Annotated in this window: 19 protein-coding genes; 8 read left to right on the forward strand and 11 right to left on the reverse strand. The window is 65.7% G+C overall.

Annotated elements, in window-relative coordinates; all coding sequences use genetic code 11:
* Positions 1-160 precede the first annotated feature (160 nt).
* The 5 genes from XcyCFBP4188_RS14815 to XcyCFBP4188_RS14835 all read left to right on the forward strand — a co-directional run bounded on the left by XcyCFBP4188_RS14815 (position 161) and on the right by XcyCFBP4188_RS14835 (position 4721).
* Positions 161-1357, forward strand: coding sequence for a sensor histidine kinase (locus tag XcyCFBP4188_RS14815; protein WP_104592377.1), 1197 nt, complete (start codon positions 161-163; stop codon positions 1355-1357).
* Entirely contained in the window at positions 1358-1999 is a 642-nt protein-coding gene (locus XcyCFBP4188_RS14820) for a response regulator (protein ID WP_006450021.1), read from the forward strand.
* Between the two features lie 401 nt (positions 2000-2400).
* On the forward strand, positions 2401-3576 hold the full coding sequence (locus tag XcyCFBP4188_RS14825; protein WP_074056929.1) for a polyketide cyclase: 1176 nt from the start codon (positions 2401-2403) through the stop codon (positions 3574-3576).
* Positions 3577-3657: 81 nt separating this feature from the next.
* Positions 3658-4044 carry a DUF423 domain-containing protein gene (locus XcyCFBP4188_RS14830; protein ID WP_006450019.1) on the forward strand — a complete coding sequence of 129 codons (387 nt, stop codon included), beginning with the start codon at positions 3658-3660 and terminating at the stop codon, positions 4042-4044.
* 2 nt (positions 4045-4046) lie between these two features.
* Entirely contained in the window at positions 4047-4721 is a 675-nt protein-coding gene (locus XcyCFBP4188_RS14835) for a DNA-3-methyladenine glycosylase family protein (protein ID WP_006450018.1), read from the forward strand.
* A gap of 75 nt (positions 4722-4796) precedes the next feature.
* On the opposite strand, the gene XcyCFBP4188_RS14840 is transcribed toward XcyCFBP4188_RS14835, so the two are convergent.
* From XcyCFBP4188_RS14840 to XcyCFBP4188_RS14860, 5 genes are all read right to left on the reverse strand, one after another.
* Positions 4797-5597 carry a M15 family metallopeptidase gene (locus XcyCFBP4188_RS14840; RefSeq protein WP_104592387.1) on the reverse strand — a complete coding sequence of 267 codons (801 nt, stop codon included), beginning with the start codon at positions 5595-5597 and terminating at the stop codon, positions 4797-4799.
* Between the two features lie 172 nt (positions 5598-5769).
* Positions 5770-5949 carry a DUF4177 domain-containing protein gene (locus tag XcyCFBP4188_RS14845; RefSeq protein WP_006450016.1) on the reverse strand — a complete coding sequence of 60 codons (180 nt, stop codon included), beginning with the start codon at positions 5947-5949 and terminating at the stop codon, positions 5770-5772.
* Positions 5946-6125 carry a type II toxin-antitoxin system antitoxin gene (locus tag XcyCFBP4188_RS14850; protein WP_006450015.1) on the reverse strand — a complete coding sequence of 60 codons (180 nt, stop codon included), beginning with the start codon at positions 6123-6125 and terminating at the stop codon, positions 5946-5948. The genes XcyCFBP4188_RS14845 and XcyCFBP4188_RS14850 overlap by 4 nt, the downstream gene beginning before the upstream one ends.
* Entirely contained in the window at positions 6122-6406 is a 285-nt protein-coding gene (locus XcyCFBP4188_RS14855; RefSeq protein ID WP_006450014.1) for a hypothetical protein, read from the reverse strand. The genes XcyCFBP4188_RS14850 and XcyCFBP4188_RS14855 overlap by 4 nt, the downstream gene beginning before the upstream one ends.
* Before the next feature lie 9 nt (positions 6407-6415).
* Entirely contained in the window at positions 6416-7285 is an 870-nt protein-coding gene (locus XcyCFBP4188_RS14860) for an SPFH domain-containing protein (protein ID WP_006450013.1), read from the reverse strand.
* Positions 7286-7413: 128 nt separating this feature from the next.
* Here XcyCFBP4188_RS14860 and purT point away from each other — a divergent pair, with 128 nt between their 5' ends.
* Positions 7414-8616: a formate-dependent phosphoribosylglycinamide formyltransferase gene (purT, locus tag XcyCFBP4188_RS14865; RefSeq protein ID WP_043908238.1), complete on the forward strand. Its 1203-nt coding sequence runs from the start codon at positions 7414-7416 to the stop codon at positions 8614-8616.
* Positions 8617-8885: 269 nt separating this feature from the next.
* Here purT and XcyCFBP4188_RS14870 read toward each other — a convergent pair whose 3' ends face one another.
* A complete protein-coding gene (locus XcyCFBP4188_RS14870) occupies positions 8886-10118 on the reverse strand; it encodes an endonuclease/exonuclease/phosphatase family protein (protein WP_006450011.1) in 1233 nt (410 codons plus the stop codon).
* 52 nt (positions 10119-10170) lie between these two features.
* Positions 10171-11085 carry an arginyltransferase gene (locus XcyCFBP4188_RS14875; RefSeq protein ID WP_043908231.1) on the reverse strand — a complete coding sequence of 305 codons (915 nt, stop codon included), beginning with the start codon at positions 11083-11085 and terminating at the stop codon, positions 10171-10173.
* A 40-nt stretch (positions 11086-11125) separates the two neighbouring features.
* Here XcyCFBP4188_RS14875 and XcyCFBP4188_RS14880 point away from each other — a divergent pair, with 40 nt between their 5' ends.
* Complete coding sequence (locus XcyCFBP4188_RS14880; RefSeq protein ID WP_104592378.1) at positions 11126-11731, forward strand: EF-hand domain-containing protein; 606 nt, start codon at positions 11126-11128, stop codon at positions 11729-11731.
* 191 nt (positions 11732-11922) lie between these two features.
* Here the strand turns inward: XcyCFBP4188_RS14880 and XcyCFBP4188_RS14885 are convergent, their stop codons facing one another.
* The 4 genes from XcyCFBP4188_RS14885 to XcyCFBP4188_RS14900 all read right to left on the reverse strand — a co-directional run bounded on the left by XcyCFBP4188_RS14885 (position 11923) and on the right by XcyCFBP4188_RS14900 (position 15623).
* Positions 11923-13116, reverse strand: a complete 1194-nt coding sequence (locus tag XcyCFBP4188_RS14885) for an RNA polymerase sigma factor (RefSeq protein ID WP_006450008.1) — start codon at positions 13114-13116, stop codon at positions 11923-11925.
* 96 nt (positions 13117-13212) lie between these two features.
* A complete protein-coding gene (locus XcyCFBP4188_RS14890) occupies positions 13213-13716 on the reverse strand; it encodes a putative signal transducing protein (protein ID WP_006450007.1) in 504 nt (167 codons plus the stop codon).
* Positions 13717-13873: 157 nt separating this feature from the next.
* Entirely contained in the window at positions 13874-14779 is a 906-nt protein-coding gene (tesB, locus tag XcyCFBP4188_RS14895) for an acyl-CoA thioesterase II (protein ID WP_006450006.1), read from the reverse strand.
* A gap of 73 nt (positions 14780-14852) precedes the next feature.
* Positions 14853-15623, reverse strand: coding sequence for an enoyl-CoA hydratase/isomerase family protein (locus XcyCFBP4188_RS14900; protein ID WP_006450005.1), 771 nt, complete (start codon positions 15621-15623; stop codon positions 14853-14855).
* A gap of 65 nt (positions 15624-15688) precedes the next feature.
* Between XcyCFBP4188_RS14900 and XcyCFBP4188_RS14905 the strand changes: the two genes are divergently transcribed.
* Complete coding sequence (locus XcyCFBP4188_RS14905; RefSeq protein WP_043908244.1) at positions 15689-16117, forward strand: copper chaperone PCu(A)C; 429 nt, start codon at positions 15689-15691, stop codon at positions 16115-16117.
* Positions 16118-16206 lie beyond the last annotated feature (89 nt).

Consider the following 16206-nt stretch of genomic DNA (forward strand, 5'->3'; position numbering starts at 1 on the left):
GCGTGGCCTGAAGCGGCGACCCGGCATGCGCGCTCCGCTGGGCATGCGGACAAGGAGGCGGCAGCGGCGCGCCGATGTCGGAGTGCAACTTGTTGCCAACGTGCCGATGCATGACTTCCGGCAAGAGGGCAGGGCCGCGCGTTACGCCTAAGATGCGTACATGTTGGGATACCTCAGTCATACGCGCGTCCTGCGCTTCGCCGGCCTGTTCACCTGGGCGATGATCGCCATGCCGTTGGTGTACACCTACTGGCCGGTTGCCGAAGAGGGCGACCACCGCAGCGTGGCCGAAGCCCTGCTGATGTCGGGGTTCTTCGTCGGCTTCGGCGCCAGCTACTTCTGGTTGACCCGCGGTTTGAACAGCGGCGGCCACGCGCACTGGTACGACCGGCTGATTCTGCTGCTGCTCACCATCTTCGCGCTGGCGGTCAGCTATCTGAGCGGAACCGGGCTGGGCAGCATTCTGATGATGGTGGCGGCCGGGGTGATCCCCTGGCTGCTGCCGCTGCGCATTGGGGTGGCCTGGCTGGTGCTCAGTCAGCTGGCGGTGCTGCCGGTGTTCTACTACCTGCGCCCGGACTTCACCCTGTTCGCCGCGCTGATGCAGTCGCTGTTGTACGGCGGCTTTTCGATGTTCATCTTCGTGACCAGCCTGGTCGCGCGCCAGCAGACCGATGCGCGCGAAGAACAGCGCCGGCTCAATGCCGAACTGCGCGCCACCCGGGCCTTGCTGGCCGAAAGCGCCCGCATCAACGAGCGCACCCGCATCTCGCGCGAGCTGCACGACCTGCTCGGCCACCACCTCACCGCGCTGAGCCTGAATCTGGAGGTGGCCGGCCACATCACCGAGGGCCAGGCCAAGGAACACGTGCGCCAGGCGCATACGCTGGCCAAGCTGCTGCTCACCGACGTGCGCGAAGCGGTCAGCCACCTGCGCGACAGCGGCGCCATCGATCTGGAATCGGCCTTGCGCCCGCTGGTGACCCAGGTGCCCTCGCTGGACATCCATCTGGACATCGCCCAGCCGCTGACCCTGGACGACCCCGAGCGCGCCCACGTGCTGCTGCGCTGTACCCAGGAAATCATCACCAATGCGGTGCGCCATGCCGGTGCGCGCAACCTGTGGATCCAGGTGCGCCGCGATGCCGACACCGTGCTGATCGACGCCCGCGACGACGGCCACGGCGCCGACACCGTGGCGCCCGGCAACGGGCTGCGCGGCATGCGCGAACGCCTGAACCAGTATGGTGGCCAGCTCGAGATTCAAACCCGGCGGGGTGACGGCTTCGGCCTGCGCATCTCCGTTCCAGGCGCGCCGGCACTGATGCCTGCGGCCGTGACCCAAGGAGTGTTCTAGATGATCCGTGTGTGCCTGGTCGACGACCAAACCCTGGTACGCCAGGGCATCCGCTCGCTGCTGGCGCTGGACAACGGCATCGAAGTGGTCGCCGAGGCCTCCGATGGCAAGCAGGCGGTCGAGCAGATTCCGCAGATTCAGCCCGATGTGGTGCTGATGGACATGCGCATGCCGGTGATGTCCGGGCTGGAGGCGCTGCAGATGCTCTCGCGCAACGGCACGCTGCCGCCGACGATCATCCTTACCACCTTCGACGACGACCAACTGGTACTGGCCGGGCTCAAGGCCGGCGCCAAGGGCTATCTGCTCAAGGATGTCTCGCTGGAACAACTGGTCGGCGCGATCCGCACCGTGGCCGGTGGCGGATCGCTGGTGCAGCCGGCGGTGACCCAGCGCCTGCTGTCGGGCCTGGAACACATGCGCAACGAGTTCGTCAGCCTGGACCGCCCCGACCCGCTGACCGACCGCGAGACAGAGATCCTGCGGCTGATGGCCAGCGGGTTTTCCAACAAGGAGATCGCCAATTCGCTGGGCGTGGCCGAGGGCACCATCAAGAATCACGTCTCCAACATTCTGTCCAAGCTCGGCGTGCGCGATCGCACTCGCGCAGTATTGAAGGCCTTCGAGCTGCAGTTGGTCTGACGGCATCGCCGGGCGGCGCCCAATCCCCGTCGGCGCTGAGGGGATTGGGCGCGCGGCGGCGCGTTTCACCCTGCGGGCGTGCCTGATTCACTGCGGTGCGATTCGCTGTGGCGCGTTGCTGTGCATCTGCATGGCAACAGGCTGACGAGCAGGGCGAATGCGCCATGCCATCGCTGCATCACACACAGGCATCGCGCGATGTGCATGATAGCGGCGCGCAATCCGTCCAAACCCCTGCCTGGATTAGGATTGCGTCGCTGTGCAACGGCGTGTCTTGCGCTGGATGACACCGCAAGACCGCGCTACCCGTCGCACAACTGAACATCTTTCTCGAAGCCTGCTAGGATGGCGGCTTCGCTTCACTCAACCCGGCCGTGGGATCGGCCCCGGAGACCTCCTGAATGACCCGTATTATCGAGTTCCTGATCGCCTTGGGGATCGTGGCTGGCCTGTTTGTCGTAGTGGGCCTGGTGTTGCCCTCGGAGCGGCAGATGTCCGAGAGTGTTGAGACCAACCGCAGAATGACGATTGTTTACGACACCGTGAACAGCTTCCGTCGTTTCAAGGATTGGAACCCGCTCGTGCTGCGTGACCCCAAGCTCCAGCTGAAGCTGGCCGGCCCTGAAGAGGGCAAGGGTGCACGTATCGAGTACAGCTCCACCGAAGGTTACATCGGCAAGGGCAGCTGGGAGATCACCAACAGCGTCAAGAACGAGCGTGTTGAGATTTCGATCGACGATCCCACCAAGGGCTACGACAAGGTCACCAATTTCACCCTGGTGCCGACCGGCAAGAACAACAAGAACGTCAAGATCACCCAGGACTACAGCGTCAAGTACGGCTGGAACCTGTTCGGTCGTTATGCCGGCTTGTATGTCAGCCGCCACGTGGGTGACGACCTGAAGTTGGGTCTGTCGCGCCTGGCGACCGCACTGGCCACCGTTCCCAATTTCGACTACCGCGCCGAGCTGGATGGCAAGCCGGTGTTGAGCGATCTCAAGATCGTCGATGTGCCGGCCGAGGACCTGTTGGTCGTCACCGCAGGCAACATCGATCGTGACAACGAGACGATCAAGAAGTCGATCAAGGACAACCAGGAGTGGATCAAGCGGGTGATGGATTCCAACGGCCTCGAGGCTGCGGGTCCGGTGCGCATCGTCACCACCGACTTCGCCTCCGACAAGTACGCCTTCGACGTCGTGCAGCCGGTGCGCAAGCGTGCCGGTGCGGCTCCCAAGCCGGATGCGGCCAAGGACAAGGACGCTGCCAAGAAGGACGACGCCGCTGCCGCTGCTCCGGTCGATGCAACGCCGGTTGCCGCCACTGGCGAAGAGCTGAAGGTCAATATCCCGACCGAAGCACCGGTGAAGTACGAGCGCACCAAGGCGCATCGCTCTGCCTATGCAACCTACGCAGGCCACATGGCCGGTCTGGATGCAGTGCGTAGCTCGCTGCGTGCCTGGTCTGCCACCAACGGCAACGACGTGACCGAGCGTCCGTACGAGTCGTGGAAGGCAGGCGTGGACAAGTCGTTTACGCCGGAAGGTGTCTACGATGTTTACTGGGCCATCAAGTAATCGTTTCACCACGATGAGTTGATCCAGACGAAAACGCGCCGCAGCCTTGCGGCGCGTTTTTTTTTGCGCCACGGCGCTGCAATGGAGCCTGCCCTCATGTCCCTGCTCGAACGTCGTAAGAAATATCCCTCGCTGCTGGCGTTCTGCGGCGCGTTGCTGGCCGCCATCGCGGTGGGGTTGTCGGCCTATGCCTCGCATGGCGTGGCCGATGCAGTGCTGCAATCGCGGCTGCAACTGGCGTCGCTGTACGCATTCGGGCATGGCGCCGTCCTGGCCGCGCTCGGCACCACCGAAACGCGCGCGCTGGGTCGGATCGGTCTGTATCTGCTGTTGATCGGCACGCTGCTGTTTGCCGGCAGCCTGGTCGGCGGCGCGCTGCTGCAGTGGCCCACCAGCCTGGCGCCGGTTGGCGGGGTCAGCCTGATGCTGGGCTGGGTGGTGCTGGCGATCGGCGCGTTGAGGCGCTGAGCATGCCGCGCCACGCCCGCGGATTCGACGTGGAAGCTGCGTTCGCGCACTTGACCCGGCGCGACCGCGCGTTGGGTGCGTGGATGAAGCGAATCGGCCCGATCGCGCCACAGCCGGGTTGGCGCAAGCCGTTCGATCCGGTGGATGCATTGGCGCGCGCGATCCTGTTCCAGCAACTCAGCGGCAAGGCGGCCTCCACGATCGTGGCGCGGGTGGAAGTGGCGATCGGTGCGCAGCGGTTGCATGCGGATACGCTCGCTCGTATCGACGATGCGGCATTGCGCGCCTGCGGCGTGTCCGGCAACAAGGCGCTGGCATTGCGCGATCTGGCGCGGCGCGAACTGGAAGGCGAGATTCCCTCGTTACGCAAGCTCGCTTTCATGGAAGACGAAGCGATTGTCGAAGCACTGATACCGGTGCGCGGCATCGGCCGCTGGACGGTGGAAATGATGCTGATGTTTCGCCTGGGGCGCCCGGATCTGCTGCCGATCGACGACCTGGGCGTGCGCAAAGGTGCCCAACGCGTGGACAAGCAGGAGCAGATGCCGACGCCGAAGGAACTGGCCGCACGCGGCGAACGCTGGGGCCCGTATCGCAGCTATGCCGCGTTCTATCTGTGGAAGATCGCCGACTTCAGCGTGGCGACCAAGGTGCCGACGCCGCGCTCGCAGGAGTAGCTCGCGCGCAAGGGTGGCAGACAAGATGGGCGGCGGTGTCGCGCTGCGTCGCGTGAGGCATGACGCGCGGCCGGCTTACGTCGCCGACCAACGCCAGTGCCACGGCTCGTAGACGATGCCATGCGGGTTGTCGCGCGGATAACTCAGGCGAAAGCCGAACTGCGCGGCATGCGTACGCAACCACGCGAATGCAGGCGTCGCTTCGAAGGCGTCTTCGGCCGGCGGCTCGCCTGGCGTGCCGATATCCAGTGCATCGCCGCTATGGTGTTCGCTGAAGCCTGGCGCTGCGTTGACAGCCAGAATCTGGGCAAGCGTGAGGCCGCGCGCGAACTTGCGTTCGAAAATGCCCAGTTGATAGTCGTGACTGCGATAGCCCGAGATCGCATCGAGCAGGATGCCCGTGCGTGCCGCATCGATGCGCATGCGGTGCCAGGCGCGGGCAGCGCCGTGGCTGAGCCAGAGCGGCCGGCCGAAGCGGTCGCGGCCGGCATGCTGCAGCACGGACGGTTCGGCGATCAGCATCAGGCCGGTCTGGCTGACGTAATCGTCTTGGGCAATGCTCAACTGCGCCAGACGGCGTTGCAGGCCGTCGACCGGGAGCGTGGTGGCGCGGGGCGGCAGGCGGGGCGTGTCGGTATCCAGCCGATCCAGCGCCTCATCCAGGCCGGGCTCGCGTGCCAGCCGCGGCACCAGCGGCATCAGTCCCTGCGCCAGTTGCGCAGCCAGATAGCGCCCATCGCGCTTGCGCCTCAGCAGCCAGTCGGCCTGCGCCAGCACGCGCGCGTCGGCATTGCTGCGCGCCTGCAGAAGGGCGGCTGGCACCAGTTCGATAGCGCGGGTATTGAGCAGCAGGGTCGGCACGGGACGTATCGGCATCGGCACAGGGTAGGCCGAAGTGGCCAGCGCGGCCAGCGAAGGCAAATCCTGGTACAGCGGCCGGTAGCCGTGGCTGCGAGAGCTCGGCGACCACCGCCGCCACGGCCGTCATCGACGCAGCGCACGAGCGGCCACTGCGCGCCAGCTGCCGAGGCGCGCTGGCGCGCCGATGTCAGAGTTCCTTCTTGAACACCAGCAGCGCTGTGCCAAGCGGCATATGCATGAGGATGTTGACCAGTTCCCAGCCGAGGTTGCCCTGTTTGAGCAGTTCGGCCTGGATGTCCTCGCTCTTGATCGTGCCGATAAACGACGGCTTCAACTCGATGGTCAAATAGTTCCAGCGTTTGCTCATGCTTGCGGTTCCTTGTCGTCGCGCGGCTTCGGCAGCCGGCCGGCCTTGCGCAGCGCATCGCGCAACACGTATTCGATCTGTGCATTGAGGCTGCGCAGTTCGTCGTCTGACCAGCGCTGCACGGCGGCCAGGACGTCGGCGTTGATGCGCAGCGGATAGGCCTTCTTTTCGTTCACTCGCGCTCCCCGCGGCCGCTGTGGCGGCGCAGGTGCATCACCATCGAGACGATCAAGACATTGACGCCGACGAGCATGCCGATCACCACCGCGTAGATGCCGGCGCGGTTGTCGCCAGCCCAGTACAGGCATGCGGCACCGATCAGGATCACCAGGCCGATCAGCGCCCAGCGCAGGCCCAGGCCACGCGCGCGGTCGTCCTCGTCCGCCCCGATGGAGGCGGCGATTGCCAGCGCGGGCAAGCCGGAGAGCGCGACCACCAACGGCACCATGACATTCATCGCATCACCTCAATACAGCGAGCCGGCGTTGACCACCGGCTGGGTGCCACGATCAGAACACAACACCGTGAGCAGGTTGCTGACCATGTGCGCCTTGCGCTCTTCGTCCAGCTGTACCACGCCATTTTTTTGCAGTTCGGACAGTGCCATTTCGACCATGCCCACAGCACCGGCGACGATGCGCGTGCGTGCGGCGATCACCGCATTGGCCTGCTGACGCTGCAGCATGGCCTGGGCGATTTCCGGTGCGTAGGCGAGGTGGCTGATGCGCGCTTCGATCACATCCACACCGGCCTGGGTCAGGCGCTCGTCCAGATGGCGCTTGAGTTGCTCGCTGATTTCGGCCGGGTGACTGCGCAGCGAGATCTGATCGTCTTCGTGCTGGTCGTAGGGGTAGCTGGTGGCCATCGCGCGCAGCGCCGCCTCGGACTGGATATGCACGAAGCTTTCGTAATCGTCCACGTTGTAGACCGCTTCGGATGCGTCCAGGACCTGCCACACGATCACGGCGGCAATCTCGATCGGGCTGCCATCCAGTTCGTTGACCTTGAGCCGGCCGCTTTCGAAGTTGCGCACGCGCTGGCTGACGCGACGTTTTGCATAGAAGGGGTTGTTCCAGCGCAGCCCCGGGTCCTTGACCGTGCCGACGTACTTGCCGAACAGGCTCAGCACTGCGGCCTGGTTCGGCTCCAGCGTGTACAGACCGGCCAGCATGAAGATGCCCACCGCCACCACCAGCAGCGAAGTGAGAAACCCGCCCGGCGTTGTGGTGGTGGCAGCCATCGAGGTGAGGATGAACCACGCCGCGCCTGCGAACGCCGCGCCGGCGGCGAGGATGACGGGAATGCCCGGCAGTGAGCTGATCGGCTTCTCTTTCATGAGTCAGGTGTCCTTGGGGAGTGTAAAAAAGATATCAAATTGATATCAGTCGACGCAAGGGCTCTGACCGGCGGTCTGGGTGACGGCCCGTTAGAATGGCGGCCCCCCTTCCGATCTGGACCGCGCTCATGACTACTCTCGGCACGCCGTTGTCGCCTTCCGCCACCCGCGTGCTGTTGCTGGGCTCGGGCGAGCTGGGCAAGGAAGTGGCGATCGAATTGCAGCGCTTCGGGGTGGAGGTGATCGCTGCCGACCGTTACGCCAACGCGCCGGCGATGCAGGTGGCGCATCGTTCGCATGTGCTGGACATGCTCGACCCGCAGGCACTGCGCGCGCTGATCGCCAAAGAGCAGCCGCATCTGATCGTGCCGGAGATCGAGGCGATCCATACCGAAACGCTGGTCGCGCTGGAGCGCGAGCAAGGGCAGAAGGTCATCCCGACTGCGCGCGCCGCACGCCTGACCATGGACCGCGAAGGTATCCGTCGTCTGGCGGCCGAAACCCTGGGCCTGCCGACCTCGCCGTATCGTTTCGTCGACACGGCTGCCGAGTATCGCGACGCCATCGCCGCTGTCGGCCTGCCGTGCGTGGTCAAGCCGGTGATGTCGTCCTCGGGCAAGGGCCAGAGCACCTTGCGCAGCGAAGCGGACATCGATGCCGCGTGGGACTACGCGCAGACTGGCGGGCGTGCCGGTGCCGGCCGCTGCATCGTCGAAGGCTTCATCGACTTCGATTACGAGATCACCTTGTTGACCGTGCGGCATGCCGGCGGTACTTCGTTCTGCGATCCGATCGGGCATTGGCAGAAAGATGGCGACTACCGCGAGAGCTGGCAGCCGCAGCCGATGTCGCCGGCCGCGCTGCAGCGCTCGCAGCAGATCGCGCAGGCCATCACCGACGACCTCGGTGGCTGGGGGCTGTTCGGTGTGGAGCTGTTCGTCAAGGGCGACGAGGTGTGGTTCAGCGAAGTCTCGCCGCGCCCGCACGACACCGGTCTGGTCACGCTGGTGTCGCAGGAGTTAAGCGAATTCGCGTTGCACGCACGCGCCATTCTCGGCCTGCCGGTCGGTGCCGACAACGGTGGCGTGATTCGTCAGAGCGGGCCATCGGCCTCGTGTGCACTGCTCGCACACGGCCACGGCGTGCCGGCCTTCGACAACGTTGCCGATGCACTGCGCGACCCGGACACCGCACTCCGTTTGTTCGGCAAACCGCGCGTAGATGGTCATCGCCGTGTCGGTGTCACGCTGGCGCGTGCCGACAGCATCGATGCTGCGCGCGAGGAAGCGCGTGTGGCGGCTGAGGCGTTGGTGATCCGGCTGGACGCCTGAGGCGCAATGCGTGTCGGAGCAGGGGAGCAGTGGCGGCAAAGAACCGCGTCCTGCCATGGCGCAATGCCCTTGTGACTTGGCTGGGCGCTCTCGTCACCGACCGCGCTAGCCCGGCATTGACAACCGCCGACCGCATCCCGGCACGTCTTCAACATACTGCGGCACGAGCACCCCCGTGCTCCTGCCGCAGCTGCCGCTGTTCAACGGATCGTCCGCAGGAGAGGCCTGAGTCAGCTCAGAGCCAGATGCTTCGAATCCCGAATCCCCAATCACAGCTTCTCAGCCACATCCACCCACACCGCATGATGGTCGCTGCCATCGGCGATCGCCGCGTCCGGCGCGCTGCTGGCCGGCCAGAAGATGCCGCTGCCGATCAGGGTGAACTGGCGCGATGGCAGCACGTAGTCCAGGCGCATCGTGCCGGCCTGCGGGCCGAAGTCGCCGGTGACCTGCTGCGGGTCGCCGGTATGCGCGATGCCTAGCGCGGCGTATTCGGCGGTTTTTTCCGTGCCGCCGTCGCTGTGCGGGGTGGGATACTGCAAGACGCGCGGATGCGTGATCAGTGTGCGGATCGCATCGTGGCGGCCGGCGCCATCGACCGGGTCGTTATTGAGATCGCCGAGGATCACAAAGCGTGCGTCGGCCGGCAGACCGCCGCAGCGGCCCTGGTCGTCGCACAGCCATGCGGCGTCGTTGGGGTTATCCAGATACTCGCGCCATAGCCGCAGTTCGTCGTGATTGCGGGCGGCGTTGCGCTTCTCGGCACCGTCGAACACCGGCGGTGTGGGATGTGATACCAGCGCGTGCACCACGCCCAGCGGCGTGCGCACCGGCACGTCCCAATGCGATTTGGACGACAGCCGCAGTTGCGCCCAGATCGCATCGCGATAAAACGATTTCTTGCTGGACGGATCGGTCGGGCGCAACGCACCCGGCAACGCGCTCCATTTCAGCAGCTGGAAACTGCGCACCGCCTGCGCATCGATCGGATAGCGCGACAGCACCAGCATGCCGTACTGGCCAGGGTGCAACCCATACCCCCAGGCATCGTTGCCGCGCGAACGGCCATCGCCACCGACAGTGCCGTTGTTGTCCAGATCCAGCCCACTCGGCACGCCGGTATTCACTGGTGCCAGGTAGCGATACGGATAGCGCAGCGCTTCGCCGCCGCCCGGCTGGGCGACCTGCAGATAGCGCTGCTGGAACAGATCGGCGGCGCGATGCTCGGGGTCGAAATCGAACTCGTTGAGCAGCACCAGATCCGGGCGCACCCGCTGCAGCACGGCGGCGATCTTGCGCGCATGCGCGCTGTCGCCCTGCAGTTCGCGCACCAGGCCGCCGGCCTCGTCGGAATACAGCGAAGTGTTGTAGGTCGCGATGCGCAAGTGGGCAGGTTCAGGCGCGGCAGCGGAAGCGCCGGGCGCGGTATCGGAGGAGGGCGCGCGATGCGCGCAAGCAGCGCAGAGCATGGTCAGCGCAAGCAGCAGGATGGGTTTGATCATCGCAATATTCTCGCATGCGGGAGACGACAGGCCGATGTCGTCGTCCGGTGGTTCAACCTGCCGGTGCAGGGGCCGGGAGCCCGCGCCATTGACGGCCGTCGTAAGCTTCCAGTGCGCTGAAGTGGCGCTTGTAATTCATCTTCGCGTGGCCGTCGATCCAGTAGCCCAGATACACATGCGCGCGCCGCTCGCGTTGCGCCCACTGGATCTGCTGCAGGATCGCGAAGGTGCCCAGACTGCGCGCGGCGGCATCCGGCGCGTAGAACGTATAGACCGCCGACAACGCGTGCTCGGTGACATCGGTGACCGCAACGGCGAGCAATCGCCCTGGCGCGTGCGCCACCGCCGGTTCGCGTATCTCAAGAAAGCGCCCATGCGACCAGCCGCCGATCAGGAACTGGTCGAATTCGGTGGCGCCATGTTCGTCCATGCCGCCGCCGGGATGGCGGTGCTTGAGGTACTGCCGATACAACGCAAGTTGTTCGTCGGTGCGTTCGGCGGCGACCACGCGCACCACCAGGTCCTGATTGCGCGCCAGGCAACGGCGCTGACTGCGATCGTGCCGGAACGCATCCACGGCAATGCGCACCGGCACGCAGGCGCGGCAACGTTCGCAATGCGGCCGGTAGACCAGATCGCCGGAGCGCCGGAATCCCCACGCCAATGCCTGCGGATAAATTGCGCCCAGACGCGGATCGTGCGGGTCCAGTACCAGGTCGCGCGCACGCCGATCCGGCCAGTAGCCGCAGGCATGCTCGCCGGTCTGGAACAGGCGCAGGTCGTCGTGGGTGTCGGCGTGGATGGCCATGGACGCAGGATAGCGCCTGCGTGTCGCAACAGCGGCGACTGTCCGCCGGATGAATACGGCCGGTGGCCGCGTCAACGCGCGTGCCGATCGCTCGTTGATGTGGGTGTTGGTGGCAGCGTACGGTGGATCCGGATGCGCCACCCACGCGATGCGGCCCATGCAGGTGCCGCGTGTGGTTCTCACATCCCAGGAGTTTCTCATGACGTCTCGCAAACCGTTTCTCGCATTGGCCGTGCTGGCCGCCCTGTCCACCGGCGCGGTGTTCGCCGCTCCGCCTGCCGCTGGCGATGCGCCGCGTCCTGCCAAGCTCGACAAGAACGGCGATGGCGTGATCGACCGCAGCGAAGCGGCGGCCGATCCGAAGCTGGCTGCGCAGTTCGATACGCTGGACACCAACAAGGACGGCAAGCTGTCGCGCGATGAGCGTCCGCATCATCGGGGCCCGGGTCGTGATGGACGCGACGGGCGCGGCGAATGGCTGAGCAAGCTCGATACCAACAAGGACGGCCGCATCAGCCGCGAAGAAGCCAAGGCCGACCCGAAGTTCGCCGCGCGCTTCGATGAGATGGACGTCAACAAGGACGGCTTTGTCGATCGCGCCGACCGTGCGTTGCGCATGCAGCAGCATCGCGATGCGTGGTTTGCCAAGGCCGATACCGACAAGGACGGCAAGTTGAGCAAGGCCGAGTTCGATGCGGCCTCCAAGCAGCGTGGCGAGCACGGTCCGCGTGGTCCGGGCGAGCATGGCGAGCGTGGTGATCACGGCAAGCGTCCGATGCCGGCCAAGCCTGCTGCGGGCAACTGAGTTCTTCCAGTCGCCAGAGCGTTAACCGGTCGCGCTGCTGCGACCGGCATAACTGTCGTCATACGCAACAGGTAACCAGCAGCACGCAACAAGGCGCCGATCGACCGACGGCCTCCCGCGCAAGCAGGAGGCCGTTTTTGTAGGCTGGCTGCCGGAGTCAGTCGATTGCGGTCATCGCTGCTTCGGTTAGATCACAGCATTCCTAGCTTCATGTAGTGATGGAAGATTGGCAGCAGGACCGCCAGCGTGCTCATGAGCATCGCGCTTGGACTGAACATGCAGCGGTAAAGCAATGGTGCCTGCGTGGTGCCGCGCCGTTGTGCATCGCGTTCCAGCATGGGGCGCATCACCCGGGGCAGCACGCGCAGCGTTTGATAGTTGATCACGACCATGCCTGCGCACAGCACCAGCAAGGCCGACCAGGGTTGGTTGCTGAGTCGGTTCAGTAGCAACGTGCTGCCGCACACGATCACCGACGTCAGGGTGCTTGTGAGCATGAAGCGGTGGATACCCGCGGTTTCGCGGGCTGTCTCGGCAAAGCGCAGCAGATACCAGCCCGACCAGTAAGTTCCCAGTGCTGCAACCAGCACGCTGCCTGCAGCAAACAGCGCCGGCATGCCGAACCAGACGCTCAACGCACCGGCTGCGCCGCCACCGCCAACGGCAGAGCCGGTCAAACCACCCATGCCCAGCTTGCCCGCGCCACCGATGCCGCCCAACACGATGGCCGCGCTCGCGGTTCCCGGGGCTGCCAGCATCGTTGCCGAGGTCACCGCAGTGGCAAACGCCACACTGGGTGCGCTGCCACGCGCGAACGCGCCGAACCGGCGCAGCAGTTCCTCGCGCACGCTGGCACGTGCCCGCGACAGGCGCTTGCGCACGGCGGCATCGCTGAGGCCGAGCAGCGAGGCCACCTGCTGCGAACTCTGGCCTTCGCGGTAATACAGCAGCAGCGTCTCGCGGCTTTCTTCGGGCAATGCGGAAATGATGTCGAGCGCGGCAATTTCTTCTTCCACCTGCAGCAGGTGCTCGGCGGGCGAGGGTGCGGGGTCGGCTGCCATCGCGATGGCGAGGTCGGCTGCTTCGCCGCTGAGCGCGCGGTGCCGGTTGGCGCGCAGCCAGTCGCGCGCCAGGTTACGGGTGATCTGCCGCAGCCACGGCAGAAAGCTGGCCGGTTGGCTGAGTTGCGCCAGCCGCTGCCAGGCGCGCAGGAAGGCTTCCTGGGCAATGTCTTCGCTGGCGGCGATATCACGGGTGATCGCCAGCGCGATGGCGGTCACCGTGTTCTGGCAGGCGCGCACGATGCGGCCATACGCCTGCTGGCAGCCGGCGGCGGCGTCGGGCAATTCGCGTTGCAACATCAGGTCCAGCGTGTCGGTGTGCATCGGCGCAATCCATGTCCTGGTCCCAGCATGACGCATGGGAGCGGCAGATGTGACCGATGCGATGCCGGTGACTGCCGGTGCCGACGTCAGCGGCGCTCAGCGCGCCGGCTGGATCCGCACGCGCACTTCTTCATCCTCTGCCGCAGGCGGTGCTGCGTTGGCCGGCGCCGCTTGTTGCGATGCCGGCTGAGTCGCTGGCGCCGGTGCATTGCGATGGCGCAGCACCACGAACATGGCAACCGCGCCGATCACCAACAGCAGTACCAGACGGATACGCCAGGCCCAGCTGCGCGCGCTGGAGCTTGAGCCGTTTTCGCCTTCGCGGAAGGTGTATTCCACGTTCGGCAGGTCGCGACGGGTGGTGTCGAGCAGGCGCGCGTCGCGCAGCAACTCGCGCGCGCGTGGCTGGTCGTCGGCATGCACGATCCACACGGTGGGATAGGTCTGTGCGTTGCTGTGTTCGAGATAGCTGAACTGGCCGGTGCGTTTGCTTTCGTAGGAGCGGCCATTGCTCATGCGCACATCGATGCCGGCATCGCGCAACAGGTTGGCGACGCCTTCGGCGGTTTCGATACGTTGACTGCTGAAGATCTTGCGCATGCTTAAAGTGTGCCAGCGATTGCCGAACGCATCGCGCTGCGGGTGCGCGTGTTCGAGACATGGAAGAAAAGTGGCGTGGACGTCGGTCCACAACCGAAAAAGGCGGCAGCAGACCTGTCTGCGCTCAGCGAAAGTTGTTGTTCAAGCACGGGCACGGCTAGTCCTTCGCCGGCACGGCAATTGCGCTGCCATCGGGCACCACGCGGATCAAGCCTTCCTGCGTGGTGCTGGCGACCAGCACGCCATCGCGGGTGAAAAACTGCCCACGGGCCAGGCCGCGCGCGCCCTGCGCGGTGGAGCTGTCGAGCGAGTACAGCAGCCAATCGTCGGTACGGAACGGGCGATGGAACCACAGCGCATGATCGAGCGAGGCCATCTGCACGTTCGGCGTGTAATAACTGATGCCGTGCGGAAACGTCGAAGTGCCCAGCAACTGAAAATCCGAGGCATACGCCAGCAAGGCGCGATGCAGGCCGACATCGTCGCCGACCGGGTCGCTCAGGCGTAGCCACATCTGCTGGAACGGCGGGCGCTTGGGTGGTCTGAGTTCGTCGCGTGGAAAGACGTGGCGGAACTCGAACGGGCCGCCACGCGAGAGCCAGCGCTGCACCTTGGCCGGCAGTTTCGCCAGCACTTCCGGTGCCAGCGGCGCGGTGGGTTCGATGTCTTCCGGCGGCGGCACCACCGGCATCACCGACTGATGCTCGGCACCGTCTTCGTGTTCCTGAAACGACGCTGCGCAGAAAAAGATCACCTTGCCATGCTGGATCGCGGTGACCCGTCGTACCGAGAAACTGCCGCCGTCGCGGGTGCGATCGACGTCGTAGACGATCGGGTGATCGATATCCCCGGCACGCAGAAAGTAGGCATGCAACGAGTGCGCCTGGCGGCCGTTTTCCACCGTGGCCTGCGCGGCGGCCAGCGCCTGCCCCAGCACCTGCCCACCGAACACATACTTGGTGCCGATATCGCGGCTTTGGCCGCGAAACAGATTGTCTTCCAGGCGCTCCAGCGACAGCAGGTTGATCAGTTCGGAGACGACGGGTTCGGCAGTGGCGGACAAAGGGCTGGCCTGGGCGTGCGACGGACCACGATTATACCGGCCGCCCCGTCGCCACCATGCGCAAGGCGCGTGCTCAGGTCTTTTGCAGGCGCGCGACCAGGCCATGCAGCGCCGCCTGCGCATCCGGTGCGTACCAGCCGTCGATGAAACGCTCCAGCTGGATCAGCTCGGGTGCCAGTGCGGCGCGCAGATCGGCGCGGGCGATGGCGCGTGTGGTCAGCATGGGCTGGCGCGGCAGTCGCTGCAGATCCTGCAGCCAGGCAACCGCGCGCGCGGTGACCAACTCGCCATCGGCCAGCTCGTCGACCAGGCCGATCGTGACCGCCTGTTCGGCCGGTAGCAGCTGGCCGGAGATCAGCAGGCGCTCGGCGCGGTGCGCACCGACCACGCGGCGCAACAGGCGCTGGATGCCTTCGGGCGCGGCCAGGCCCACCTGCACTTCGTTCAGTCCGATCGCATAGGGTTTGGCGGTGTCGGCACTGCGCGCCATCACCCGGTAGTCGCAGCACAGCGCCAACACGCAGCCGCCGGCCGGCGCATGCCCGCCGATGGCCGCCACCACCGGCACGCGGCTGTTGGCCAGCGCTTGCGCAGCGTCGAAGAAGGCCGTCCAGCTGGCCAGCAATGCCGCGCGGTCGGTGCCGTGCCCCAGCAGATGCGGCACGTCCATGCCACCGGAAAAGATCCGCTCGCTGCCCGACAGCACGATGCCATCGGTCTCATCGCCGGCCTGCTGCACTGCAACGCTCAAGGCCTGGCACAGCGCGCTGTCCAGTGCATTGACCGGCGGGCGGGCCAGACGGATTTCGCGAAGACGGCCATGGTCTAAGATCTGGATGCTCATTCGGGGCTCCTGGAGGTCGGGTCATGATAGACGGCAGTCGAAGCAGGCAGCGCATGTACGCACGCGTGCTGCTCGGTGCGTTGGCGGTGTTGGCAAGTGCAGGCGCCTGGGCGCAGTGCCTGCCTGAATTCAAGGGTGGCTGGGTCCGCATTCCACCGCCCGGGGGCATGGGCATGGCGGCGGGGTTCGGGCAATTCCATAACAGCTGCGCGCAGCCGCTGAAGGTCACCGCGGCCAAGAGCAGCGTGTTCGCCGATGTCTCCATTCACGAGACCACGCAAACCAACGGCGTCAGTCGCATGCGTGCGGTGCCCGAGTTGCCGCTGCCTGCCGGCAAGTCGGTGGCGCTGGCGCCAGGCGGCCTGCATCTGATGCTGATGGAGGCGAGCGCGCCGCTGCAGGAGGGCGCGCAGGTGCCAGTGACCTTTACCTTGCAGGATGGTCGCGAGATCAAGGCCACGCTGGAAGCACGCAAGCGCGCGCCGGGTTCGTGAGGGAGCGCAGCTGGCTGTAGAGCGAAGACGGCAGCATGGATGCTGCCGTTGGCAGCAGCGCTGCTTGATCCAATGATTTCGGCAAAGCA

Source organism: Xanthomonas hortorum pv. cynarae, from assembly GCF_002939985.1.
Taxonomy (GTDB): Bacteria; Pseudomonadota; Gammaproteobacteria; order Xanthomonadales; family Xanthomonadaceae; genus Xanthomonas; species Xanthomonas hortorum_D.

Excerpts from the sequence above, each read along its gene's own strand:
- XcyCFBP4188_RS14815 (WP_104592377.1), top strand. The coding sequence starts at position 161 with ATGTTGGGATACCTCAGTCATACGCGCGTCCTGCGCTTCGCCGGCCTG.
- XcyCFBP4188_RS14820 (WP_006450021.1), top strand. The coding sequence starts at position 1,358 with ATGATCCGTGTGTGCCTGGTCGACGACCAAACCCTGGTACGCCAGGGC.
- XcyCFBP4188_RS14825 (WP_074056929.1), top strand. The coding sequence starts at position 2,401 with ATGACCCGTATTATCGAGTTCCTGATCGCCTTGGGGATCGTGGCTGGC.
- XcyCFBP4188_RS14830 (WP_006450019.1), top strand. The coding sequence starts at position 3,658 with ATGGAGCCTGCCCTCATGTCCCTGCTCGAACGTCGTAAGAAATATCCC.
- XcyCFBP4188_RS14835 (WP_006450018.1), top strand. The coding sequence starts at position 4,047 with ATGCCGCGCCACGCCCGCGGATTCGACGTGGAAGCTGCGTTCGCGCAC.
- XcyCFBP4188_RS14840 (WP_104592387.1), bottom strand. The coding sequence starts at position 5,597 with ATGCCGATACGTCCCGTGCCGACCCTGCTGCTCAATACCCGCGCTATC.
- XcyCFBP4188_RS14845 (WP_006450016.1), bottom strand. The coding sequence starts at position 5,949 with ATGAGCAAACGCTGGAACTATTTGACCATCGAGTTGAAGCCGTCGTTT.
- XcyCFBP4188_RS14855 (WP_006450014.1), bottom strand. The coding sequence starts at position 6,406 with ATGAATGTCATGGTGCCGTTGGTGGTCGCGCTCTCCGGCTTGCCCGCG.
- XcyCFBP4188_RS14860 (WP_006450013.1), bottom strand. The coding sequence starts at position 7,285 with ATGAAAGAGAAGCCGATCAGCTCACTGCCGGGCATTCCCGTCATCCTC.
- purT (WP_043908238.1), top strand. The coding sequence starts at position 7,414 with ATGACTACTCTCGGCACGCCGTTGTCGCCTTCCGCCACCCGCGTGCTG.
- XcyCFBP4188_RS14870 (WP_006450011.1), bottom strand. The coding sequence starts at position 10,118 with ATGATCAAACCCATCCTGCTGCTTGCGCTGACCATGCTCTGCGCTGCT.
- XcyCFBP4188_RS14875 (WP_043908231.1), bottom strand. The coding sequence starts at position 11,085 with ATGGGCCGCATCGCGTGGGTGGCGCATCCGGATCCACCGTACGCTGCC.
- XcyCFBP4188_RS14880 (WP_104592378.1), top strand. The coding sequence starts at position 11,126 with ATGACGTCTCGCAAACCGTTTCTCGCATTGGCCGTGCTGGCCGCCCTG.
- XcyCFBP4188_RS14885 (WP_006450008.1), bottom strand. The coding sequence starts at position 13,116 with ATGCACACCGACACGCTGGACCTGATGTTGCAACGCGAATTGCCCGAC.
- XcyCFBP4188_RS14890 (WP_006450007.1), bottom strand. The coding sequence starts at position 13,716 with ATGCGCAAGATCTTCAGCAGTCAACGTATCGAAACCGCCGAAGGCGTC.
- XcyCFBP4188_RS14900 (WP_006450005.1), bottom strand. The coding sequence starts at position 15,623 with ATGAGCATCCAGATCTTAGACCATGGCCGTCTTCGCGAAATCCGTCTG.